21 protein-coding genes are annotated in these 24,058 nt (G+C 56.7%); 17 read left to right on the top strand and 4 right to left on the bottom strand.

The features are described 5' to 3' along the window. Position 1 precedes the first annotated feature (1 nt). The 3 genes from ACX9GT_RS24050 to ACX9GT_RS24040 are packed head-to-tail and all read left to right on the top strand — an operon-like array spanning position 2 to position 3,118. On the top strand, positions 2 to 1,864 hold the full coding sequence (locus ACX9GT_RS24050) for a hypothetical protein (RefSeq protein ID WP_473189041.1): 1,863 nt from the start codon (positions 2 to 4) through the stop codon (positions 1,862 to 1,864). Between the two features lie 25 nt (positions 1,865 to 1,889). Further along, the gene (locus ACX9GT_RS24045) at positions 1,890 to 2,828 is read left to right on the top strand and encodes a hypothetical protein (RefSeq protein ID WP_473189040.1); all 939 of its coding nucleotides are present in this window, start codon (positions 1,890 to 1,892) and stop codon (positions 2,826 to 2,828) included. Positions 2,829 to 2,854: 26 nt separating this feature from the next. Continuing rightward, entirely contained in the window at positions 2,855 to 3,118 is a 264-nt protein-coding gene (locus ACX9GT_RS24040) for a PAAR domain-containing protein (protein ID WP_473189039.1), read from the top strand. Between the two features lie 34 nt (positions 3,119 to 3,152). Here the strand turns inward: ACX9GT_RS24040 and ACX9GT_RS24035 are convergent, their stop codons facing one another. Genes ACX9GT_RS24035 through panM form a run of 3 tightly spaced genes read right to left on the bottom strand, consistent with a single transcriptional unit; the run spans position 3,153 to position 6,782 of the window. Next, entirely contained in the window at positions 3,153 to 5,192 is a 2,040-nt protein-coding gene (locus ACX9GT_RS24035; RefSeq protein WP_473189038.1) for a hypothetical protein, read from the bottom strand. After that, positions 5,179 to 6,390, bottom strand: a complete 1,212-nt coding sequence (locus tag ACX9GT_RS24030) for a DUF3142 domain-containing protein (protein ID WP_473189037.1) — start codon at positions 6,388 to 6,390, stop codon at positions 5,179 to 5,181. Before ACX9GT_RS24030 ends, ACX9GT_RS24035 begins: the two co-directional genes overlap by 14 nt. Then, positions 6,387 to 6,782 (bottom strand): aspartate 1-decarboxylase autocleavage activator PanM, encoded by a 396-nt coding sequence (panM, locus tag ACX9GT_RS24025; RefSeq protein ID WP_473189036.1) that lies wholly within the window; start codon positions 6,780 to 6,782, stop codon positions 6,387 to 6,389. Before panM ends, ACX9GT_RS24030 begins: the two co-directional genes overlap by 4 nt. 473 nt (positions 6,783 to 7,255) lie before the next feature. Between panM and ACX9GT_RS24020 the strand changes: the two genes are divergently transcribed. From ACX9GT_RS24020 to ACX9GT_RS23960, 13 genes are all read left to right on the top strand, one after another. Then, positions 7,256 to 8,371: a branched-chain amino acid ABC transporter substrate-binding protein gene (locus ACX9GT_RS24020; protein WP_473189035.1), complete on the top strand. Its 1,116-nt coding sequence runs from the start codon at positions 7,256 to 7,258 to the stop codon at positions 8,369 to 8,371. A 168-nt stretch (positions 8,372 to 8,539) separates the two neighbouring features. Beyond that, positions 8,540 to 9,466, top strand: coding sequence for a high-affinity branched-chain amino acid ABC transporter permease LivH (gene livH / locus ACX9GT_RS24015; RefSeq protein WP_473191681.1), 927 nt, complete (start codon positions 8,540 to 8,542; stop codon positions 9,464 to 9,466). Continuing rightward, positions 9,463 to 10,746 (top strand): high-affinity branched-chain amino acid ABC transporter permease LivM, encoded by a 1,284-nt coding sequence (locus ACX9GT_RS24010; protein ID WP_473189034.1) that lies wholly within the window; start codon positions 9,463 to 9,465, stop codon positions 10,744 to 10,746. Before livH ends, ACX9GT_RS24010 begins: the two co-directional genes overlap by 4 nt. After that, the gene (gene livG / locus ACX9GT_RS24005) at positions 10,743 to 11,510 is read left to right on the top strand and encodes a high-affinity branched-chain amino acid ABC transporter ATP-binding protein LivG (protein WP_473189033.1); all 768 of its coding nucleotides are present in this window, start codon (positions 10,743 to 10,745) and stop codon (positions 11,508 to 11,510) included. The genes ACX9GT_RS24010 and livG overlap by 4 nt, the downstream gene beginning before the upstream one ends. A 4-nt stretch (positions 11,511 to 11,514) precedes the next feature. After that, positions 11,515 to 12,216 (top strand): high-affinity branched-chain amino acid ABC transporter ATP-binding protein LivF, encoded by a 702-nt coding sequence (livF, locus tag ACX9GT_RS24000; RefSeq protein ID WP_459400886.1) that lies wholly within the window; start codon positions 11,515 to 11,517, stop codon positions 12,214 to 12,216. Positions 12,217 to 12,261: 45 nt separating this feature from the next. Then, positions 12,262 to 13,449, top strand: a complete 1,188-nt coding sequence (locus tag ACX9GT_RS23995; protein WP_473189032.1) for an aminotransferase-like domain-containing protein — start codon at positions 12,262 to 12,264, stop codon at positions 13,447 to 13,449. 175 nt (positions 13,450 to 13,624) lie between these two features. After that, positions 13,625 to 14,944 (top strand): sn-glycerol-3-phosphate ABC transporter substrate-binding protein UgpB, encoded by a 1,320-nt coding sequence (ugpB, locus tag ACX9GT_RS23990; RefSeq protein WP_473189031.1) that lies wholly within the window; start codon positions 13,625 to 13,627, stop codon positions 14,942 to 14,944. Between the two features lie 149 nt (positions 14,945 to 15,093). Next, positions 15,094 to 15,981 (top strand): sn-glycerol-3-phosphate ABC transporter permease UgpA, encoded by an 888-nt coding sequence (gene ugpA, locus ACX9GT_RS23985; RefSeq protein ID WP_473189030.1) that lies wholly within the window; start codon positions 15,094 to 15,096, stop codon positions 15,979 to 15,981. Continuing rightward, positions 15,978 to 16,823: a sn-glycerol-3-phosphate ABC transporter permease UgpE gene (gene ugpE, locus ACX9GT_RS23980; RefSeq protein WP_473189029.1), complete on the top strand. Its 846-nt coding sequence runs from the start codon at positions 15,978 to 15,980 to the stop codon at positions 16,821 to 16,823. Before ugpA ends, ugpE begins: the two co-directional genes overlap by 4 nt. Next, positions 16,824 to 17,897 (top strand): sn-glycerol-3-phosphate import ATP-binding protein UgpC, encoded by a 1,074-nt coding sequence (locus ACX9GT_RS23975; RefSeq protein ID WP_473189028.1) that lies wholly within the window; start codon positions 16,824 to 16,826, stop codon positions 17,895 to 17,897. It begins immediately after the preceding gene. Further along, positions 17,897 to 18,634: a glycerophosphodiester phosphodiesterase gene (gene ugpQ / locus ACX9GT_RS23970; RefSeq protein ID WP_473191680.1), complete on the top strand. Its 738-nt coding sequence runs from the start codon at positions 17,897 to 17,899 to the stop codon at positions 18,632 to 18,634. Before ACX9GT_RS23975 ends, ugpQ begins: the two co-directional genes overlap by 1 nt. 102 nt (positions 18,635 to 18,736) lie before the next feature. Then, on the top strand, positions 18,737 to 19,693 hold the full coding sequence (locus ACX9GT_RS23965) for an AEC family transporter (protein ID WP_473189027.1): 957 nt from the start codon (positions 18,737 to 18,739) through the stop codon (positions 19,691 to 19,693). Positions 19,694 to 19,835: 142 nt separating this feature from the next. Beyond that, entirely contained in the window at positions 19,836 to 20,696 is an 861-nt protein-coding gene (locus tag ACX9GT_RS23960) for a carboxylate/amino acid/amine transporter (RefSeq protein ID WP_473189026.1), read from the top strand. 4 nt (positions 20,697 to 20,700) lie between these two features. Here the strand turns inward: ACX9GT_RS23960 and metR are convergent, their stop codons facing one another. After that, positions 20,701 to 21,651, bottom strand: a complete 951-nt coding sequence (gene metR, locus ACX9GT_RS23955) for an HTH-type transcriptional regulator MetR (protein ID WP_473189025.1) — start codon at positions 21,649 to 21,651, stop codon at positions 20,701 to 20,703. Between the two features lie 105 nt (positions 21,652 to 21,756). On the opposite strand from metR, the gene metE reads away from it, so the two are divergent. Continuing rightward, complete coding sequence (gene metE / locus ACX9GT_RS23950) at positions 21,757 to 24,033, top strand: 5-methyltetrahydropteroyltriglutamate--homocysteine S-methyltransferase (RefSeq protein ID WP_473189024.1); 2,277 nt, start codon at positions 21,757 to 21,759, stop codon at positions 24,031 to 24,033. Positions 24,034 to 24,058: the final 25 nt, after the last annotated feature.

Raw genomic sequence — 24,058 nt, 5'->3', positions numbered from 1 at the left:
CATGGCCGACATACCCAAGACAGGAACACCTTGCGCCACTTGTATGGATGGACTGGCGATCCCTTTCGATGTCAAATCCGATAATGCGCCCCATCCGGTCGACGACCGGCTGGGCTTGTACGGCGATACCGTGACCACCGACTGGTTGTTTGATAACCCCTGGATCACACCGGCCAGAAAAGAGCAGCATGCGCGAGATGCTTTTCTCCTGAAGGTCCTGGAACAGTTTGGCCACACCTATGGCGCGGAAAAGCAGGCAGAAATGTGTGCATTTCTCCACACGGAAGACTACCGGTTTGTTTGCCTGGATGATGAACTGCTGTTCGATGCCAGTGTTCAGGCCTCTCAAATGCTGCGCGAGCTTAACAGCCGGTTTGTCGATATCAGCAGCCGTGCAAAAGGAGGCAAGGACAGTGGTGAACACCATCTGAGCGATAATTTTCTGTTTGCAGATAACCGAATACTCTATGCCACCTTTACCCGAGCACGTTGGGAAATGAATGACCCCAGCCCGTTGATACTGGATTGGTCGATCTCCGGGCATTTTGATATCCCGATGGCCGTGCAGGCGCTGAAACGACGTTATGAAGCGGCCCAGGCATCCAGCAAGCGCTGGAAACGATTCTGGGGCGGGGTTGAGGCCACCCTGGCTGTCGCGACCGTGATACCCATTGCCGGGCAATTCTCAGCCGCTGCGCGTGGCACCATTGCCGCGGTCAAAGGGGTTAAGTACGCCTTTTATGCCCTCGAAACGGCACTGACGGCCAATATGCTGGTCGATGGCAGCAGCAAGGTGATCAACGGTGAGGGGCTGGATCTGGGGGAGGCGTTGTTTAAACGGATAGGCGCACTGGCTGACCCCAAGGACGGTGCGCAGCGTGGGGCGCAGGCGTTTATGGTGGTCAATCTGCTGATGCTGGCCCCGCTTGCCGGGCAGGCGGCAAAGTGGGCGTTGATACGCTTTCCCGGCACCAGCCGCAGCATGGCCGCTTATGAAGTGGCGAAAGAGATTGAACAGGCGGCAGCCCGTTATGCCAGCCAGGGCGAGGCCGTGGCGCTCTATGTCAATCTTGCCAGAACGCCAAGAGGTATGGAGGTGGCGACAGGCTCCATCAGCCGTATCGATACCCGCCTCACGCCGTCACTGGATACGCGCAACTGGTTTCATCAGATTGAATTTACCGGCGGTTCGGCGCACGTTAACCTGCGAACCCCGACCCTGCAAGATAATCTGGCCTTGCTGATCCACAACAACGGCGGCACGATCCGCGTTGCGGGTCGGGTCAGTAAAATGGTGGGCAACGTGGGTGAAGAGATCCTGGCACAGATGCTCATGCGTCAGTACGGTGTAAAAGCGGAGAATATTCTGGGCTATAGCCAGGGTAAGCTCGGGTTGACCAATGCCAGCGGTCAGGGGCTGGATATTCTGGTTCGGGTGCCGCCACCGCCCAGTCTGACCGTGCGTAATCCGGTGAGCCAGACAGCACGCAATGGCATTGAAGGCGCACATGGCACCACTGCCACCACCACGATAACGTTTCAGCCGGATACCCTGCTGGTGATTGAGGCAAAGACGACCTTGGGGGGGCAGGCGACACCGGGGTTGAGTGCTGCTACTCAGCAGGGAGGGGGCGAGAAGGATTTGCAACGTATTATGGAATTGGTTGAAGGTGGTAAAAGGGGGTGGAAACCCGAGAAGGTACAGTCTTTTGATCCTAACTTTCGCGATAAGATACGGGCAATCAATAGTGCATCAAGGCGGGATCGTGTCGAGTTTACACACGCACAGGTGTTTTTACGACGTGATGGCACCATCAATACCTCGGTGGGTAATGGCACTGGAGTACAGTGGAATGGTTGGTAATATTTAAGGATAAAGGTTCATCACTATGACGACGAAAAAACAGAAAAACCGTTTGGATAAAACACTGCCAGATGTGTCTAGCTGGGCACGAGGGATGGCCGCCTGGCCAGTTTCTGATCCTAAGCATGACTATATAGACCAATACCCTAATGGGCATGCTGAACTTTATGAAGCGTTGAGCCATTTGCATAAATTGGGTATGGCTGAAGTGGGTAATAGTTTATTAACGGCTGAACAGCATCCTAACAAGTCATCTGTTATTCATATGGCACACGGTTTCTCCCGAATGATCCATGCTAATAGTATCGATATTTTAGAATTAAAGGAGAGTAAGAAAACCATTATCTCTAACCTAGATTCAGTCACACGTAAAATGCTGGGCGCTATTGCTCTGGGAATGCCAACATTAGCCAAAAAGTTTCACCAGATTATTCTAGCTGGATTGGAACAGGGCTACGGAGTCAAAGATGGGTTCAAATATCGTGGCCCAGACTCCTTGCGTTATGCAGCTATGGGGTTATCTATAGTCCATGACTGGCTCCAGATCCCACTGGATCTGGAAAGGTTTGGCTTACCACGCGATCCAGCTTGGGGACCCCTGGTCAAATACTGGAATGACCCCGACCCAATCAAGCTGCAATCTATTCTTTACGGTGCCTGTGATACTCATATTGAACGTATCGCACTCACTGAGCAAGAAGTGAATAGCGGTAACTTTGAGTTTGGTTCCGAGTTTGAAGCGGTACATCCTACCGAAATTCTGGCAGTGTTGCGTTTGCGGCAGATGTTGGGTTTGATGAACCCCGTGCTGGATCATCCATTGATGAATACTCCCTATGCACAGATCACCGCAGTACCGGGACAAATCACTCAGCCAGACGACCTACTGGAAGCGTTTCTGACCAAAGCCCGTGAGCGTGATCCGCAGGTGATGGCTGAATGGGATCGAATTCAGGTTAATTGATTTCGGCATGTGATAAAGGAACCAGTATGGCCAAGCCTCTGATTGTACTCGGTGATAAAACCGACCACGGTGGTGTTGTGGTTACCGCTTGCTCTGGATTTGAAAATGAAGGTGCGATGGTCGCCTGTGAGGGTGATACCGTTGTGTGCCCACAGCACGGCTCTACGGTGATTGTAGGTCATGCTCAGGGCTTTGGCGTTAACGGAAAAGGGGTGGCTCGCGAAGGGGATCAGACCAGTTGTGGAGCACGTCTGATAGCCAGTCGTCATGGCACCACTCATGCTGGATAATTGGCGGCATATCGCCGCCTTCCTGTAACTCGGATTATTTGGCTACGGCGGCAAACTCCGGTGCCGGGCAGTTATAGCCAAATCGGCTTGACCAGTCGTATTGAGCCCCTGTTTTGGTGTAACGCTGATAGAGTGCCCGCCCGGTTTTGGCATCGCGCGCTATCACCCAGCTTGCGGCGTTGCACAGCACGGCGGCATAGGCTTGGCTTTTTGGTGGCAAGAGATCGGCCGCAAGCTGTGCCAGCGCCACGGCCTGCCAACGATAGTGCAGGAAACGGTTATCCGCCGCCGGCAGAGATTTGGCAGCACGTACCGCCTCAGCGGCGCTGATCCAACTCTTGTGTTTTAGCTCGCGGGTATCAAAGGCATCCCCAAGATAGGAGTAGCCCGCGCCGTAAATGGCGTAATCCGGCGTCATTTCGTAGCCGGTGAATTCCAACCCTTGTTCGCGCAGTAACGCCGCCGCCTGATAGTAGGCTTTGGCGCGAGTGGTTTTATCGCCGGTCTTATCCTGCGCCACTTTCAAACGTTCGGCAAATTCCTGCGCAGCTTGGCCATAGTTCGGAATGGCAAAGTAATTTACCGCTTCCTGATAACGACCGGCGCGCATCATCCGCCGTGCCAGCAGTTCGCGCAACTGTACTTCCGGCGTCAGCTGTTGGCCATTGTACTCATCAGGCTTAACCGGTTTCAGCGGCGTGGTGGGCGCAGGGGCATGTTTATCGACAAAGCCTTTCAACTCATCAATGGTTAGCACCCGCTCGGCGATATCGGCGACGTCTGCCCAGTAATTCTCTTTACCACGGTACATCAACCCCATCGCTTGCAGGTAATCACCCCGGTTCAGCGCCAGAATGGCCTGTTCACCAGCCACCCGGCACTCGGGGATGATCATCTCATTGGCGAAATCCCCATCATATTGTGGCCCCCAGCTTTCGTCAGAAGGGAACGCCGCTGCGGCTTTGGCATAGGCGGCGGTGGCGGCCTTGACGTTGCCGTCACGCAGCGCCATCTTGGCGCGCAACCACCAGGCTAAACCGCTGTCCCCGGCGTTTTTCAGCAGGCTAGCGGCCATCGGGTAGTTCCCGGAACGATAGGCCAATGCCGCCAATCGATCGCTACCGGCAAAACCGCTTTGTACCGATTCATTGAGCAGCGCCAGGATCGGATCAATGACCTGCTTGGTGTTGTCGTATGGCTGCACGTTAGCGCTGCGGGCGAACAGTTCGATGGTGACCAACTGCTGGACCAGCGGATCGTGAATCGCCTGCTTGAGCGCTTCCAGGTGGTTCGGGTTGACCAGATAGCTGGAGATATATTGCAATGACAAACCGCCATCGCTATCACCCTGTGCCGCCTGTTGTGCATATAACTGCACCGCAGCGGTCATCTCGCCCTGCCACAGGTGAATTCGCGCCTGCTGGCCCAGGCTGCTTAACGCCAGCTGATCGGGATCGGCCTCGCCGTTTTTCACTTGGTCGATCACCTGCTGGAAAGCAGCAATAGCCTTATCAAGCTGCGCTCTCTCTGGGTGTTTCACCACCGGAGTGGCTGAGCCGTCGACGTTTTCCGGCGTGCCGTGGTCATTCATCCATAGCCGCCCGAGCGAGTATTGTGCCCGTAACCCCCAATCGCCCCGATCGGCCGCTGGCAGCGCCAGAACCTGCTTGAAGTATTCGGCTGCACGGGGATCTTCCGCCGCAAAAGCCACCGCGCCCAGGGTGTACAGGCGCGCTGCGTTGGAGAGCGCTTGTGCGTCAACTGCACTGGCTTGCTCAACGGTCTTGCTGGCGCGCATTTGGTTGATTGCCTGTTCCTGAGGCGATTGCGGCATCGGTTTTGGCGGCGTTTCTGGTGCCGGTTCTTTCCACCGCGGCAATTGTTTGTCTACCGCGACCAACCTGCTGGTTTCGAATGCGAAATTACCTTCTGGCATATACAGCAGGGTGCTGTTGCGATTGAGCAGTAAACGGTTGGGGAAATCCGGTCCGCAGGCTTGGCCGCTCAAAGGGATAACTAACGCAGCGGCAATCAGCGATGCGAGTGGAAGAGTACGCAAATCATGGGACGACATAAGTGCCTCCTGGCGTGATCTGTTGGCAGCGTAGCCAGCCTAATGGGCGTGATTGCCCGGCGCGTAGCTGATCGCCGCTGATGCGGATAAAGTGTTGTTGCTGTGCCGTGGTTTCTAGCCGGTAATTAGCCACCGCATCGGCCGCCAGGCAACGGCTGGCGTTAATGACGATCTCGCGGGGGAGCGGGGCATCTACCGGCCCATCATTCTGAATAAGCAGATCATACAACCCATTTTGCTGTGGCAGAAATTTTACCTGCCAACTGACGGTAAGCGGTTGGTTACCGATCACTGCTCGCAGCGTGGCGAGTGACCAGGCGCGGCGATCGCCCTCCAGCGGCAGGCGGAACCAGATGATACCGCGCAATCGTGGTGGGTTGAGCGTGGCAAGCTGATGCAGAAAATCGGCCACCTGCTGGGGCGCAACGGTGAGTTCCTGCGTGCTGCCCGCCACGCGTACAGAAGCCTCGCTTTCCACCTGTGCGCCCTGGGCGTCAAAACCCACCAGGCCCATACCGTAAGCGGGCAGCGCCACGCGGAAGGGGTTGCGGCTGATGCGGGCATACTGGTTGACCCAGCGCAGGGCCAGCGGGCCATCGAACAAGCCTTGCTGTGGTGATAGCACCGCATGCACTTGTAGCACCGAACTGTCGGTCTGCTGTAACACATCGGGTAACGCCGGAGAGCCGATCCAGGCGGGCAGAGCGGTGATCCCCAGTTGCAACGAGGCAGGAAGCTGCTGGCGCAGTTGCTGTAGAAAATGCCGGTATTCCGCCAGCCGCGCGGTGGCGGCATCGTGATCGATCTCCACGCCGATGACCGGCAACCCGGCGGCCTGCCAGCGTTGCAACTGTTGCAGCAGACGTTGGCGGATTGCCGCTTCATCCAACTGCTTCAATTGCCCATCCAGGCGCACCACCAGCCACAGCGGGCGGCCATCCTGCTTCAGCAGTGGCATATTGACCTGGATCTCGCGGTAGCCTTCACGCGGATGCACCTGTAGGCCCAGAACGCGCAGGGTAGAGAACAGGTCACGGCTGGCGGCCAGCGCGCTAGCGTGTTGTGGCGTCCAGACTCTTTGCCACAGGTAAACCTGCTGATCCCAAACCTGGTGCAACCGCAATGCTTGATAGCGGCCAGCCAGCCCTGCGGCTAGCGCCAGCAACAATATGGCTGCCAAAGCGACCCAACGCTTCATTTCTGCCAGAGATCGCCCTGCGCGGAGAAGCCACAGGCACGCATAAAGTTCTCTACTTCGCCGCGTTCACGCGGGCTTAATCCGGCGGTGGAGAGCTGCCAGCGTAACGCCTGCGGCAATTGACGCTGGGCATCCTGTACCAGATACAGCCCAACGCCACGGCGACGTGTCACTTCGCGCACCATCAGATCGTGCAGTTGAGCGCCATCATCGTTCAACAGCTCAATTTTTACCGCTCCCAGCAGGCGCTCATTAAACCGTGCGGCGAACAGTGCTTTGCCATCTTGCAGCCAGGCTTGCCACTCTGCCGGTTGCTGGTGTGGCCAGATTTTGCCAAGGTCAATCAGGTCTTGCGCGGACAACGTGGTCAATCGCTCAATGGTCAGTTTCATGCAAAATTTCCACCCAAATAGAGAGTCTGGACAGTGTAATGGATCTTGTTCAGAGCGTTGTGTAAGTTTTTCTGTACGACGACTGCGCAAAATGTTTTTTGCAGCCAGCATTTTCCGAGTAAAAAATTAGTTACTGGCTTGTTAACTAGCACAATGCGCTGCGCCATATCGGTTATAGCGTAGAATTAATCCAGATTTTATTCTGTTTACACCGCTTGTTTCTGAGCGTGAAAGTTGATTTGCAGAAGAAAATTCCTGTTTAATGGCATGAAAAGTAAAGTCTTATTAGAAAATATTGTCGAGAATACACCTAAATCATTATTACTTATAGATAAAAGCCGTATACCCTGCATACCTTAAGCCGCTCACGCATTGACTACCTGGCTACAGCTTCGGGCAATAAAGGGTATACAGTGAACTAGGTGCGGCAAACACCACGGGCAAACTCACAACGATAGATGGGGATTATGCGGATGAAATTAACAAAGGGTAAAGCGCTGCTGGCTGGTTGTATCGCAATGGCTATGGGTCATGTTGCGATGGCGAAAGACATCAAAGTGGCGATCGTTGGTGCGATGTCTGGCCCGGTGGCGCAGTACGGCGATATGGAGTTCACCGGCGCACGTCAGGCGATTGCTGATATCAACGCTAAAGGCGGCATCAAAGGGGATAAGCTGGTTGGCGTAGAATACGACGATGCTTGTGACCCGAAACAGGCGGTCGCGGTGGCCAACAAGGTGATCAACGACGGTATCCGTTACGTGATCGGCCATCTGTGCTCCTCTTCGACCCAACCTGCATCAGATATCTATGAAGACGAAGGTTTGATCATGATCACCCCGGCGGCCACTAACGCCGATCTGACCACTCGCGGTTACAAGATGATCATGCGTACCACCGGCCTGGATTCCGATCAGGGCCCGACCGCAGCGAAATACATCCTCAACGAGATCAAACCGAAGCGCATCGCCGTGGTGCATGACAAGCAGCAGTACGGTGAAGGCCTGGCGCGCTCAGTGCGTGACAGCCTGAAAAAGCAGGGTACCGAGGTGGTGATGTTTGAAGGCGTTACCGCTGGCGACAAAGATTTTTCTACCCTGGTGGCGCGCCTGAAGAAAGAGAACGTTGATTTCGTCTATTTTGGCGGTTACTACCCGGAAATGGGGCAGATCCTGCGCCAGGCCAAGCAGGCTGGCTTGACCACCCGCTTTATGGGGCCGGAAGGCGTAGGTAACTCTTCGCTGTCTAACATTGCTGGTGCCGCGTCTGAAGGCATGCTGGTGACTCTGCCAAAACGCTACGATCAGGTTCCTGCCAACCAACCGGTTGTTGATGCGTTGAAAGCCAAGAAACTGGATCCGACCGGGCCATTCGTCTGGACCACCTACGCCGCGCTGCAATCGCTGGTGACTGGGATGGAGCGCAGCGGCAGCCAGGAGCCTGCGGATATCGTCAAAGATCTGAAAACCGGCAAACCGGTGGAAACCGTGATGGGGCCACTGAGCTGGGATGAGAAGGGCGATCTGAAAGGTTTCGAATTCGGCGTGTTCGAATGGCATGCAGATGGTTCATCAACGCCAATTAAATAAGCCATAATAATATCCTTGGTCTTGCAGGTTGCGGCCTGCAAGCCATCGGGTAGCGCTATTCAGGCAGAATAGCGCATATCTACAAGCCGGGAACTCCCGGTGCCTGCCGTTTTAGCAGGCCGTTGGGCCGATATTTACGGCCGCGACAACACCTTAGAAGGCCAGAGTATGTCAGAGCAGTTCCTCTATTTTCTGCAGCAGATGTTCAACGGTGTCACGTTGGGCAGCACCTATGCATTGATTGCCATCGGTTACACCATGGTTTACGGCATTATCGGCATGATCAACTTCGCCCACGGCGAGGTGTATATGATCGGCAGTTATGTCTCATTTATCGTTATCGCCGCCCTGATGATGATCGGGATCGACGTGGGCTGGCTGCTGATCGGCTGCGCCTTCCTGGTCTCTATCGTGATTGCCAGCGCCTACGGTTGGAGCATTGAGCGCGTGGCCTATAAGCCGGTGCGCAACTCCAAGCGCCTGATCGCGCTGATTTCCGCCATCGGGATGTCGATATTCCTGCAAAACTACGTCAGCCTGACGCAGGGCTCACGCGATGTGGCGCTGCCGAGCCTGGTCACCGGCCAGTGGGTACTCGGCGAAAGCAACGGCTTTGCCGCCACCATCAGCACCATGCAGCTCACCATCTGGATCGTGACCTTCCTCGCTATGCTGGCGCTGACGATGTTTATCCGTTATTCGCGCATGGGCCGCGCTTGCCGTGCCTGTGCAGAAGATTTGAAAATGGCCAGCCTGCTGGGCATCAACACCGACCGGGTGATTTCGCTGACGTTTGTCATCGGCGCCATCATGGCGGCGGTAGCCGGTGTGCTGCTTGGTCAGTTCTACGGCGTGATTAACCCGTACATCGGCTTTATGGCTGGGATGAAAGCCTTCACCGCCGCCGTGCTGGGCGGGATCGGCAGTATTCCGGGGGCGATGATCGGCGGGTTGGTGCTGGGCGTGGCCGAAGCGCTCACCTCGGCTTATTTGAGCACCGAATACAAAGACGTGGTGTCTTTCGCGCTGCTGATCGTGGTGTTACTGGTGATGCCGACCGGCATTCTTGGGCGTCCGGAGGTTGAGAAAGTATGAAACTCGATCTGCTTAACGCCTGCATTGCCACGGTAGTGCTGTTTGTCATGGCGTCCTTCCTGATGGGGATGCAACTGAGCCTCGACGGCACCAAGCTGGTGGTACACGGCGCGGCTGAAGTGCGCTGGATGTGGATTGGCATCGGCTGCGTGGTGGTATTTTTCTTCCAACTGCTGCGCCCGCTGATGCAACAGGGGCTGAAAAAGATTTCCGGCCCATCGTTCGTGTTACCGAGTTTTGACGGCACCACTACGCGCCAGAAACTGCTGGCGGCAGCGATCATCATCGCGGCGGTGGTCTGGCCGTTTCTGGTTTCACGCGGCACGGTGGATATCGCTACCCTGACGCTGATCTACGTGATGCTCGGCCTGGGCCTGAACGTGGTGGTCGGCCTTTCTGGCCTGCTGGTGCTGGGTTACGGCGGTTTTTACGCCATCGGCGCTTATACCTATGCGCTGCTGAATCACTATTACGGCCTGGGGTTCTGGGAAAGCCTGCCGCTGGCGGGGATAGTGACGGCCATCTTTGGCTTTATTCTCGGCTTCCCGGTCTTGCGCCTGCGCGGCGACTATCTGGCGATCGTTACGCTCGGCTTCGGCGAGATCGTGCGTATTCTGCTGCTGAACAATACCGAGATTACCGGTGGCCCGAACGGCATCAGCCAGATCCCGAAACCCACCTTCTTTGGTCTGGAGTTTAGCCGCAGCGCGCGCGACGGCGGTTGGGATACCTTCCATAACTTCTTTGGTCTGCAATACGATCCCGGCGATCGCATCGTGTTCCTGTATCTGGTGGCGCTGCTGCTGGTTATCCTGACGCTGTTCGTGATTAACCGCCTGCTGCGCATGCCGCTCGGGCGTGCCTGGGAAGCGCTGCGCGAAGATGAGATCGCCTGCCGTTCATTGGGCCTTAGCCCGGCCAAGATTAAATTGACCGCTTTCATCATCAGCGCCGCGTTCGCCGGTTTTGCCGGAACGCTGTTCGCTGCGCGCCAAGGCTTTGTCAGCCCGGAATCCTTCACCTTTGTCGAATCGGCTTTTGTGTTGGCGATCGTGGTACTGGGTGGGATGGGTTCGCAGTTTGCGGTGATCCTGGCGGCCATCCTGCTGGTGGTTTCCCGTGAACTGATGCGTGATTTGAACGAATACAGCATGTTGCTGCTGGGCGCGTTGATGGTATTGATGATGATTTGGCGGCCACAAGGCTTGTTACCGATGAAGCGGCCACAGTTGAAGCTGAAAGTGGCAGAGATCAAGGCAGTGAAGGGGGAGCAGGCATGAGTTCTCAACCTTTACTGGCGGTCGAAGGGTTGTCGATGCGTTTTGGCGGCCTGCTGGCGGTCAACAACGTTGCACTGGAACTGAACGAAGGCGAAATCGTCTCGCTGATCGGCCCGAACGGCGCGGGGAAAACCACGGTATTCAACTGCCTGACCGGCTTCTATCGCCCAACCGGCGGCACCATCAAACTGCGCGATCGCCACTTGGAAGGGCTTTCCGGTCAGACGATTGCGCGCATGGGCGTGGTGCGCACCTTCCAACATGTGCGGTTGTTCCGCGAAATGACGGTGGTGGAAAACCTGCTGGTGGCCCAACATCAGCACCTGAAAAGCGGCGTGTTTGCCGGTTTGCTGAAAACCCCGGCGTTCCGCCGCGCCGAAGCCGATGCGTTAGAGCGGGCGATGGTATGGTTGGAGCGCGTCGGCCTGCTGGAAATGGCCAACCGCTCGGCGGGTAATCTGGCCTATGGTCAGCAGCGGCGGCTGGAAATTGCCCGCTGCATGGTGACACGCCCGGAACTGCTGATGCTGGATGAACCGGCGGCTGGCCTGAACCCGAAAGAAACCGACGAGCTGGATCATCTGATCGTGGAACTGCGCAATCAGCATAAGGTTTCGGTGTTGCTGATTGAGCACGATATGAAACTGGTGATGGGGATTTCTGATCGCATCTATGTGGTCAATCAGGGAACCCCGCTGGCGCACGGCACTCCGGCAGAAATCCGCAATAACCCGGACGTGATCCGGGCCTATCTGGGCGAATAAGCATATGTTGTCATTTAATCAGGTTTCCGCCCATTACGGCAAAATCCAGGCGCTGCATCAGGTCAGCCTGAATATTCAACAGGGTGAAATTGTCACCCTGATCGGTGCCAACGGTGCCGGTAAAACCACGCTGCTCGGCACGTTATGCGGCGAACCGCGAGCCAGCGAAGGCACCATCCAACTGCTGGATCAGGACATCACCCAGTGGCAGACCGCGCGCATTATGCGTGAAGCGGTGGCGATCGTACCGGAAGGGCGGCGGGTGTTTTCTCGCATGACGGTGGAAGAGAATCTGGCGATGGGCGGCTTCTTTGCCACCCGCGATCAGTACCAGCAGCGCATTGAGCGGGTGTTCAGCCTGTTCCCGCGCCTGCTGGAGCGCCGCAATCAGCGTTCTGGCACCATGTCCGGCGGTGAACAGCAGATGCTGGCGATCGGCCGCGCACTGATGAGCCAGCCGAAGTTGCTGCTGCTCGACGAACCTTCGCTCGGGCTGGCACCGATCATCATCCAGCAGATTTTCGATATCATCCAGCAGCTACGCGAAGAGGGCATGACCATCTTCCTGGTGGAGCAAAATGCCAATCAGGCGTTAAAACTGGCGGATCGTGGTTATGTACTGGAAAACGGCCGCGTGGTGTTGGAAGATACAGGGGCCGCATTGTTAGCCAACGAAGCAGTAAGATCGGCGTATCTGGGCGGTTAGGCTGCTCCCCTACAAACTAGACATTTTCAGGTAAGAGAATAACCAATGAAGACAGAAGGACTCCTCGCGCAGCGCATGGTGAAGGTAAAAAGCTCGGCAATCCGTGAATTGCTCAAGCACAGTAAAATGGAAAATGTCATTTCGCTGGCGGGTGGCATTCCCTCTGATGCGCTGTTTGATTTCGAAGGATTGAGCATTGCCACACAGCAGGCGATTACCGAACAGGCGAAAAGCGCTTTTCAATATGGATTGACCGAAGGCAGCTACCTGCTGCGTGAACGCATCTGCACCCTGTGTACCGAACGTGGCGTCAGCGCCAAGCCGGAAGATGTGCTGGTCACCGCCGGTTCTCAGCAGGCGTTGGATCTGGTGATGCGTGCCGTGGTTAACCCCGGCGATGTGTTTGTGGTAGAACGCCCGACCTATCTGGCGGCATTGCAGACGCTGGAATTGGCGGAGGCCAACGTCATGTCGGTTTCTTCCGACAGCGATGGCATGGTGGTTGAAGAACTGGCCGAGTTGCTGAAAACCCAGAAAATCAAAGGGGTGTACGTGGTGCCGAACTTCGGTAACCCGACCGGCCTGACCCTGAGTGCTGCACGCCGCGAGCAACTGGTTAAGCTGGCTGCCGAGCATAACTTCCTGATTGTGGAAGACGATCCGTACGGCGAACTGCGTTTCACCGAAGAGCGTAATGCCACGCTGTATCAGGTTTCACAGCAGCTTCTGGGCCATACCGATAACATTATCTACACCTCAACGTTCTCCAAGATCCTGGCGCCGGGCCTGCGTTTGGGCTGGGCGATCCTGCCGCCGTTCCTGCTGCACAAGATTGCCATCATCAAGCAGGCGGCCGATCTGCACGCCAGCTCGCTGTCGCAGAGTATCGCTGAGTGCTATCTGGGCCTGAACCGCTTACCGGCACAGATCGAGAAGATCCGCACGGCTTATAAGCAGAAATGCGGCATTTTGGCCGGGTTGGTGGAAAAAGAGCTGGGTGATGTGATCAGTTTTGATATGCCAAAAGGCGGCATGTTCCTGTGGGCGCGTTTCCGCCAGCCGTTCAACGCGACCGAATGGCTGAAAACCACCCTGGATCAGGGGGTGGTGTTTGTGCCGGGGGAATATTTCTTCTCCGACAAACCTGATCACTCCACGTTCCGCCTGTCGTTTGCGACTGCCACCGAGCAGCAGATGCAGGAAGCGGTCGCCCGCCTGCGCCGCGCGCTGTAATCTCTTTGCGGCGGCGTGGAGCATTCCATGCCGCCGCTATCAAATCGCCATCTGCACTTCACCCTCCCGTCACGCTGCTGTAATCCAACCATTATTTTTCTGTCATCCGTGCATGGCATGTTAGCTCCCGAACAAGATGAGATATTTTTATACCCGCTTTTCTCAGGAGTTAGGCATGCTTACCTACACGATTAAAAAACCGATGCTGTGCGTGGCGTTGACCCTGGCGGTCAGCACTCAGGCACTGGCTGCGACCGATATCCCGTTTTGGCATTCGATGGAAGGTGAACTGGGTAAAGAAGTGGATTCTTTAGTGAGTCGTTTCAACCAGGCCCACAGCGATGTGCAGATCGTGCCGGTTTATAAAGGCAATTACGAACAGAGCCTGGCGGCGGGTATTGCCGCTTACCGTTCCGGCAAAGCACCGGCGATCTTGCAGGTTTATGAAGTCGGCACCGCTACCATGATGGCAAGTAAAGCCATTAAGCCGGTGTACCAGATATTTCAGGAAAGCGGCGTGCCGTTTGATGAGTCGGTCTTTGTTCCAGCGGTTGCCGGTTATTACACAGATAATAAAAGCGGGCACCTGATTTCCCAGCCGTTCAACAGCTCCACTCCGGTGCTGTATTACAACAAAGACGCCTTCAAAAAAGCCGGTCTGAGCCCGGATCAACCGCCAAAAACCTGGCAGGAACTGGCCGCGAACAGTGCCAAATTGCGCCAGGCTGGCATGAAATGTGGCTATACCAGCGGCTGGCTGGGCTGGATCCAACTGGAGAACTTCAGCGCCTGGCATGCGGTGCCGTTTGCCAGCGAGAACAACGGCTTTGGCGGCACCAACGCCAAGCTGGAGTTTAACCAGCCGTTGCAGGTCAGGCATGTTCAGTTGTTGCAGGACATGAGCAAGAAAGGCGACTTTACCTACTACGGGCGCAAAGACGAACCTACCGAGAAGTTCTACAGCGGCGACTGTGCCATTATCACCGCTTCTTCCGGCGCGATGGCCACCGTCAGGAAATATGCCAAATTCGACTTCGGCGTGGGCATGATGCCTTACGACGCCGAGGTGAAAAATGCCCCACAGAACGCCATTATCGGCGGGGCCAGCCTGTGGGTGATGAATGGCAAAGATGCCACTACCTACAAAGGCGTGGCGGAATTCCTGCAATTCCTGGCACAACCGGAGATCGCCGCCGAATGGCATCAAAAAACCGGCTACTTGCCGATCACCACCGCTGCCTTTGATCTGACCAAACAGCAGGGCTTTTACGCCAAATTCCCAGGTGCCGATATCCCAACCCGTCAGATGCTGAACAAGCCGCCGTTATCTTTCACCAAAGGCCTGCGTCTGGGCAATATGCCGCAGATCCGCACCGTGGTGGATGAGGAGTTCGAGAGCGTCTGGGCCGGCAAGAAAACCCCGCAGCAGGCGATGGATACCGCCGTTGAACGTGGGGATGCACTGTTGCGCCGCTTTGAGTCCTCAACTAAATAGGTCACGGCTACTGCGCGCTTCGCCATTCTGGGATTGGGCAGTGCTCGCTCTTCTCATGGACTTTGTGTCCACTCTGGGAGTTGCGCGCAGTCCGTGCCCAGACTGGCTTTGTTCGCGACCCCATCTTTGGTATCAATAAATATTTGCTTATGAACTCACATCGTCCCGGTTTCGGTTGTAGCTGGTTGCCCTATGTTTTGCTGTTACCACAACTGCTGATCACCGTTGTTTTCTTCCTGTGGCCCGCTGGTCAGGCGTTGTGGTATTCGGTGCAGAGCCTCGATCCCTTTGGCCTTTCCAGCCAGTTTGTTGGGCTGGATAACTTTAGCCAACTGTTGCACGACCCGTATTACCTGGATTCCTTCTACACCACGCTGGTGTTCAGCTCCTTGGTGGCCGGTATCGGTCTGCTGGTGTCGCTATTGTTTGCGGCACTGGTGGATTATGTGCTGCGCGGCAGCCGTTTCTACCAAACGCTGATGATCCTGCCCTACGCGGTAGCGCCTGCCGTGGCGGCGGTGTTGTGGATCTTCCTGTTCAGCCCCGGCATGGGGTTGATCACCCGCTTTCTTGCCGGATTCGGCTACGAATGGAATCACGCACAAAGCAGTGGCCAAGCGATGTTCCTGGTGGTGCTGGCGTCGGTGTGGCAGCAGATCAGCTATAACTTCCTGTTTTTCGTGGCGGCGTTGCAGTCGATCCCGCGCTCGCTGGTGGAAGCGGCGGCGATTGACGGCGCAGGCCCGGTGCGGCGCTTCTTCAATCTGGTGTTGCCGCTGATTACGCCGGTCAGCTTCTTCCTGCTGGTGGTGAACCTGGTATATGCCTTCTTCAATACCTTCCCGGTGATCGATGCCGCTACCGGCGGCGGCCCAGGGCAATCCACCACCACGCTGATCTACAAGATCTACCGTGAAGGTTTTGCCGGTCTGGATCTGTCCAGCTCGGCGGCGCAGTCGGTGATCCTGATGTTGCTGGTGATTGGTCTGACGGTGATTCAGTTCCGCTTTGTCGAACGTAAGGTGCGCTATCAATGATTGAGAACCGACGCGGGCTGGATATTTTCAGCCATGTCATGCTGATTGTCGGTGTGCTGGTGGTGCTATTCCCGCTGTATGTGGCGTTCATTGCCGCCACGCTGGACGATCGGCAGGTGTTTGAGGTGCCGATGCGGCTTATCCCAGGGGATCATCTGTGGAGCAACCTGCGCCATATCTGGCAGAGCGGCGTAGGTTCCCTCAAGGTGCCGTTTTCACAACTGCTGCTCAACAGTATGATCATGGCGTTGGCGATTACCTGCGGCAAAATCGTGGTCTCGGTGCTTTCCGCCTACGCCATTGTCTATTTCCGTTTTCCGCTGCGCAGCCTGTTTTTCTGGCTGATCTTCATGACGCTGATGCTGCCGGTGGAAGTGCGCATTTTCCCGACGGTGGAGGTGATCTCCAACCTCAATCTGCTGGACAGCCACACCGGCCTCACGCTGCCGCTGATGGCTTCGGCGACCGCCACCTTCCTGCTGCGCCAGTTCTTTATGACCTTGCCGGATGAACTGCTGGAAGCGGCACGCATTGACGGAGCCGGGCCGATGCGTTTTTTCTGGGACATCGTGTTGCCGCTATCGAAAACCAATCTGGCGGCGCTGTTTGTCATCACTTTTATCTACGGCTGGAACCAGTATCTGTGGCCGCTGCTGATCACCAGCGATGCCTCGATGGGCACCGCCGTGGCGGGCATCAGGAGCATGATTTCCACCTCTGGCGCACCAACCCAGTGGAACCAGGTGATGGCGGCAATGATATTGACCTTAATTCCACCCTTGGCGGTGGTTCTTCTGATGCAGCGCTGGTTTGTGCGCGGTCTTGTAGACAGTGAGAAATAAATGGCAGGTTTAAAACTACAGGCAGTCACCAAGTCTTACGATGGCAAAACGCCGGTGATTAAGCCCTTTGATCTCGACGTGGCGGACGGCGAGTTTATTGTGCTGGTTGGCCCTTCGGGCTGTGGCAAATCGACGCTGCTGCGTATGGTGGCCGGGTTGGAGCACACCACCAGCGGCGATATTTATATCGACACCCAGCGGGTTACCGAGTTGGAGCCGAAAGATCGCGGCATCGCGATGGTGTTCCAGAACTATGCGCTGTACCCGCATATGAGCGTGTATGACAACATGGCCTATGGCCTGAAAATCCGAGGTTTTGGCAAACAGCAGATCCGCCAGCGCGTGGAGGAAGCTGCGCGCATTCTGGAACTGGAACCGTTGTTGCAGCGCAAGCCGCGTGAGCTTTCCGGTGGTCAGCGCCAGCGGGTGGCGATGGGCCGGGCGATTGTGCGCGAACCGGCGGTCTTCTTGTTCGACGAACCTTTGTCTAACCTGGACGCCAAGCTGCGCGTGCAGATGCGCCTGGAATTGCAGCAACTGCATCGCCGCCTGAAAACCACCAGCCTGTATGTGACGCACGATCAGGTGGAGGCGATGACGCTGGCGCAGCGGGTGATCGTGATGAACAAAGGCGTGGCGGAGCAGATCGGTACGCCGAGCCAAGTCTATCAGCGCCCGGCTTCGCTGTTTGTCGCCAGCTTTATCGGCTCCCCGGCAATGAACCTGCTGCCTGGCGTATTGAATGCCGATGGCAGCCAACTGCAACTGGCTGGCGGTATGGCATTGTGTTTGCCTGAAGCGCAGCCGCGCTGGAGCGGGCGCGAATTGACGCTGGGCATTCGCCCTGAACATATGCAACTGACTACGCGTGAGCGGGGCGGTATTCCATTGGAACTGCAAACGCTGGAACTGCTCGGTGCAGATAATCTGGCACATGGTCAATGGGGTGGCATCGGGGTGATCGTCCGCCTGAACCACGAAACCTTGCCGCCAGCGGGCAGCAGGTTATATTTACAGTTGCCTGCGCAGGCACTGCATTTTTTTGACACCCACAGCGGATTACGGATGGAATGATGACCACAGTCTGGCCTTACCCTCATATTGCTGCTCATCGCGGCGGCGGTTCCTTGGCACCGGAAAATACCCTGGCGGCGATCGATGTTGGCGCGCGTCACGGCCACAAGATGATCGAATTCGACGCCAAACTGGCGCAGGACGGGCAGATCTTCCTGCTGCATGACGATACGCTCGATCGCACCAGCAACGGCTGGGGCGTGGCGGGCGATCTGCCGTGGGAAAAGCTGGAGCAGTTAGACGCCGGTAACTGGTACAGCGCGGCATTTAAAGGCGAGCGCCTGCCGCTGCTGGCGGAAGTGGCCGAGCGTTGTAAACAGCATGGTCTGATGGCCAATATCGAGATTAAACCGACGCTGGGCATGGAAGACGAAACCGGCCGCGAGGTGGCGCTGATCGCGCGCCTGCTGTGGCAAGGGCAAACCGATCCGCTGCTTTCTTCGTTTTCTGTTGAAGCGCTGGCGGCGGCGCAGCGCACGGTGCCGGAACTGCCACGCGGCCTGCTGCTGGATGAGTGGGATGACCATTGGCGTGAACTGACCGAAAAGCTGGAATGTGTTTCGATACATCTCAATCACCACGTTCTGACCGCCGAGCGGGTAAACATGCTGAAGGAAGCGGGGTTGCGCATTCTGGTGTATACCGTCAACAGCCCTGAGCGCGCGCGTTTATTGTTGAACTGGGGCGTTGACTGCATTTGTACCGACCGGATAGATTTAATAGGCCCGGATTTTTAATGGTTAATGGGGCACAGTGCGCTGTGCCCAGCAATAATCCGTCGGCGCTCATTAAATCTTGCGACGTCAGCCCTTTGCCGCCGCGCCACCGGAAGGGATGCGATGCCTGCTTTTATTGTTTCATTGTGGCACCAGATAGTGCTGTCTTTGCCGTTATTTGTGCTGATCGTGCTGGGATATGGCCTTATCCGCTGGGGGAAATGGCCTGCCAGTATCACCGATGGTTTGACCCGCTTCGTGTTCTCTCTGGCACTGCCCGCCATGCTGTTCCGCATGATGTGTGATTTCTCGCAACGTCCGGCGGTGGATGCCCGGTTACTGATCGCCTTCTTCGGCAGTTGCCTGATCGTCTTTGTTATCGGCCGTATTACGGCCAAGCGAATATTCAAGCTGGACGGCGTGTCCGGTTCGGTGTTCGCGCTGGGCGGTATTTTCTCCAACAACGTGATGCTTGGTCTGCCGATCGCCAGCGTGATGCTTGGGGAAGCGGCAATTCCGTCGGTGGCTCTGGTGCTGGTGTTCAACGGCCTGATCCTGTGGACATTGGTGACCATCTCTATCGAATGGGCGCGCAACGGTTCACCCACGTTGAACGGTTTTATCAAGACCGCGCGCAGTGTGCTGACCAACCCGCTGATTATCGGCATCCTTTCCGGCACGCTGTTCAGCCTGACTGGTTTGCCGCTGCCGGCGTTTGTCGATCAGCCGGTCAGCATGCTCGGGCAGGTGGCGGCACCGCTGTCGCTAGTGGTGCTCGGTATGGGCCTGGCGGAATATCCGATCAGTGAAGGCTGGAAGCTGAGCAGCGCTATCTGCTTCCTCAAACTGTTGGTGCAGCCCATGGTGATCTGGCTGCTGGCCTGGGCAATGGATCTGCCACCGATGGAAACTCACGTGGTGGTCCTGTTGGGTTCAATGGCGGTAGGGGTGAACGTTTACCTGATGTCACGCCAGTTCAACGTGCTCACCGGCCCGGCCGCCACCAGCCTAGTGATGTCCACCGCGCTGGCGGCGATCACCACCCCGTTGATCCTCACCATTATGGGCGTGCGGGTGTAATCGGTGGCTGCAATAGGATAGCCCAGCGGTATGAATTCGCACGTTGGGTTGTTTTTTGCACAAACGTCAACCGCCTTTCTATCACGCGGCTTCTCGCCTTCCGTTACAATCGCCTTTTCAGATCTTTTAGGGTGAATTTGACGTGTGGCTTCTGGTTATTACCACCATTTTATGGGCATTTTCTTTCAGCCTGATCGGCGAATATCTGGCAGGGCATGTCGATAGCTGGTTTTCGGTGCTGATCCGCGTCGGGCTGGCGGCGTTGGTGTTCCTGCCGTTCCTGCGCTGGCGCAACATCAAGCTGAAAGTGATCCTGCTGTATATGCTGGTGGGGGCGTGCCAGCTTGGCATCATGTACCTGTTCAGCTTCCGCGCTTTTATGTACCTGACGGTGCAGGAATTTTTGTTGTTTACCGTGCTGACGCCGCTGTATATCACGCTGATCTATGACCTGATCAGTGGCCGCCGCCTGCGCTGGGGCTATCTGTTCAGCGCGTTGCTGGCGGTGCTGGGCGCGGCGATTATCCGTTACCACCAGTTGAGCGAGCACTTCTGGTTCGGGCTGCTGCTGGTGCAGGCGGCGAATATCAGCTTTGCCATCGGCATGGTGGGCTATAAACGGCTGATGGAGGTGCACTCGTTGCCGCAGCATACGGCGTTTTCCTGGTTCTACCTGGGGGCGCTGGTGGTGGCTGTGATTGCCTGGTGCTTGTGGGGCAACCCGAACCAACTGCCAACCACCCACCTGCAATGGGGTATTCTGGTATGGCTGGGCGTGGTGGCTTCCGGGCTGGGCTACTTTATGTGGAACTACGGCGCAACGCAGGTGGATGCTGGCACTCTCGGCATTATGAACAACATGCATGTGCCCGCCGGGCTGCTGGTTAATCTGGCGATCTGGCAGCAGCAGCCGCACTGGACCAGCTTTATCATCGGCGGCGCGGTGATTGTGGCTTCGCTGTGGGTGCATCGCCGCTGGGTGGCACCGCAAGCCACCCAGTGATGGCTTAAACCTGGGGTGCTGGCGGTTTGATACTGGCAAAACCCGCGCCGGGCCGGGCGGCATCACGCACGAACGGCAGGTGATCGCAGGCGTGCTGGCGGGCGGAGCGGATAAAGGCTTCGATCACCGCCTGGCGCTGTTCGCCGTCGCGCACGGCGGCATACAACCGGCTCCACAGACCATCGCCCAGGGTTTTGGTTACTACCAGGCCCTGGCGTTCAAAACTTTCCACCACCCAGTGCGGTAACGCGGCGATCCCCATGCGTGCCGACACCATCTGAATTAATAACAACGTGTTATCGACGCTTTTCAACGTTGGGCTGACGCCTGCCGGTTGCAGAAAATGCCGCCAGATATCCAGCCGCTGGCGCTGCACCGGGTAAATCATCAGCGTTTCATCGCACAAATCTTCCGGCTCAATGTGCGGTTTGTTGGCCAGCGGATGATCGGGGGCCAGCACCAGCCGCACTTCAAAATCGAACATCGGCGAATAGTGCAGCCCGCTGCGCGGCAGGATATCGGAAGTGAGCACCACATCCAGTTCGCCCTGCTGCAAGGCTGGTTGCGGATCGAAAGTGACGCCGGATTTGAAATCCATCACCACCTGCGGCCAGCTCTGGTGGAAGTTGTCCAGCGCCGGAGTGAGCCACTGGATGCAACTGTGGCACTCAATGGCAATGCGCAGCGTAGCCTGATGCGGTTCGTGGCACGCCTGTAGCGCCTGCTGGATCTGCGGCAGCACCCGTTCTGCCAACTGCAACAGGATCTCGCCCTGTGCGCTAAAGCGCAGCGGCTGGCTTTTACGAACGAACAGCTTAAAGCCCAGACGTTGTTCCAGATCGCTGAACTGATGCGAAAGCGCAGATTGTGTCTGATGAAGTTGCGCGGCAGCGGCGGCCAGCGAGCCGGTATTGCGCAGCGCTTGCAGCGTCCTTAAGTGTTTCAGTTCGATCATGAGAATCCTTCACAGTGACAGTGAACATATTGCGCTTGTGGTTGATACAGTACCTGCGGATTATAGATGTGTAAACATCTGGACGGCTAAATGGGAAATATGACGATGACAATTCTAAATCACACACTGGGTTTTCCACGCGTTGGTCTGCGTCGCGAACTGAAAAAAGCACAGGAAAGTTACTGGGCAGGCAATTCAACGCAGGAAGAACTGCTGGCGGTTGGCCGCGAGCTGCGTGCTCGCCACTGGCAACAACAACAGCAAGCCGGGGTGGATTTGGTGCCGGTCGGTGATTTTGCCTGGTACGATCACGTGCTGACCACCAGCCTGCTGCTGGGCAACGTCCCGGCGCGTCACCAGAATAAAGACGGTTCAATCGATCTGGATACGCTGTTCCGTATTGGTCGTGGCCGCGCGCCCTCCGGTGAACCGGCGGCAGCGGCAGAAATGACCAAATGGTTTAACACCAACTATCACTACATGGTGCCTGAATTCACCCTAGGTCAGCAGTTTAAACTGAGCTGGAGCCAACTGTTGGACGAAGTTGACGAAGCGCTGGCGCTGGGCCACAAAATCAAGCCAGTACTGCTGGGGCCGCTAACCTATCTGTGGCTGGGCAAAGTGAAAGGTGAGCAGTTCGATCGCCTGTCGCTGCTGAACGATATTCTGCCGGTGTACCAGCAAGTGCTGGCGGAACTGGCCAAACGCGGTATCGAGTGGGTACAGATCGACGAACCGGCGCTGGTGCTGGAATTGCCGCAGGCCTGGCTGGATGCCTTCAAACCGGCTTACGCGGCGTTGCAGGGCCAGGTTAAGCTGCTGCTGACCACCTATTTCGACAGCGTGGGTCACAATCTCGACACCATTCGCGCTTTGCCGGTGCAGGGGCTGCATGTGGATCTGGTGGCAGGCCATGATGATATTGCAGCACTGAACAATGCGCTGCCAAAAGAGTGGCTGCTGTCGCTAGGGGTGATCAACGGCCGCAACGTGTGGCGTGCCGATCTGAGCAGCTGGTTTGCCCGCCTGCAACCACTGGTAAACAGCCGCCCGCTGTGGATTGCTACCTCTTGTTCGCTGCTGCACAGCCCGATCGATCTGAGCGTAGAAACCCGCTTGGACGATGAAGTGAAAAGCTGGTTCGCCTTTGCTTTGCAGAAATGTGCCGAACTGGCGTTGTTGAGTGCGGCCTTGAACGCACCGGGGGCCAACAAGCAGGCCGAACTGGACGCTTACAGCGCGCCGATCCGCGCCCGCCGTCAGTCCAGCCGCGTACATAATGCGCAGGTGGAACAGCGCCTTGCCGCCATCACCGCCAAAGACAGCGAGCGCCAGCGCCCTTATCAGCAGCGTGCTCAGGCCCAGCGCGATCGCTTCAACCTGCCAGCCTGGCCGACCACCACCATCGGTTCCTTCCCGCAAACTACCGAAATCCGCGGCCTGCGTCTCGATTTCAAACAGGGCCGCCTGGACGGCAATAATTACCGCACCAGCATCGGTGAGCATATCAAGCAGGCAATCGCCGAGCAGGAACGTTTAGGGCTGGACGTGCTGGTGCACGGCGAAGCCGAGCGTAACGATATGGTGGAATACTTTGGCGAAAATCTCGACGGCTTTGTGTTCACTCAAAACGGTTGGGTGCAGAGCTACGGTTCCCGCTGCGTGAAGCCGCCGGTGATTATTGGTGATATCAGCCGCCCAGAGGCGATTACCGTTGAGTGGGCCAAGTTTGCCCAGTCGCTGACCGATAAACCGGTAAAAGGCATGCTGACTGGCCCGGTAACCATTCTTTGCTGGTCGTTCCCGCGTGAAGACGTGACGCGCGAGACGATCGCCAAACAGATCGCCTTGGCACTGCGTGACGAAGTGGCGGATTTGGAGCAAGCCGGTATCGGCATCATCCAGATCGACGAACCGGCATTGCGTGAAGGCCTGCCGCTACGCCGCTCCGATTGGGCTGCCTACCTGAACTGGGCGGTGGATGCCTTTAAACTGAACGCTGCCGTGGCGCAGGACGACACTCAGATCCACACCCATATGTGTTACTGCGAGTTCAACGACATTATGGATTCGATTGCGGCGCTGGATGCGGATGTGATCACCATCGAAACCTCACGCTCCGATATGGATCTGCTGGAGGCCTTCAAAGAGTTCGAATACCCGAACGAAATTGGGCCGGGCGTGTACGACATCCATTCGCCAAACGTGCCCAGCGTGGAGTGGATCGAAGCGCTGCTGCGCAAAGCGGCGCAAAACATCCCGGCAGAGCGCCTGTGGGTTAACCCGGACTGCGGCCTGAAAACCCGTGGCTGGCCGGAAACCCGTCAGTCGCTGGCCAATATGGTGCTGGCGGCCCAGCGGTTGCGTGAGTTGCAGGTGTAACTCAATGCTTTGCTAGAGATCTGTT

Source organism: Serratia sp. YWN4 (genome assembly GCF_055790845.1).
Note: the sequence above shows the minus strand (reverse complement) of the source record. Positions and strands in the feature narration are given on the sequence as shown.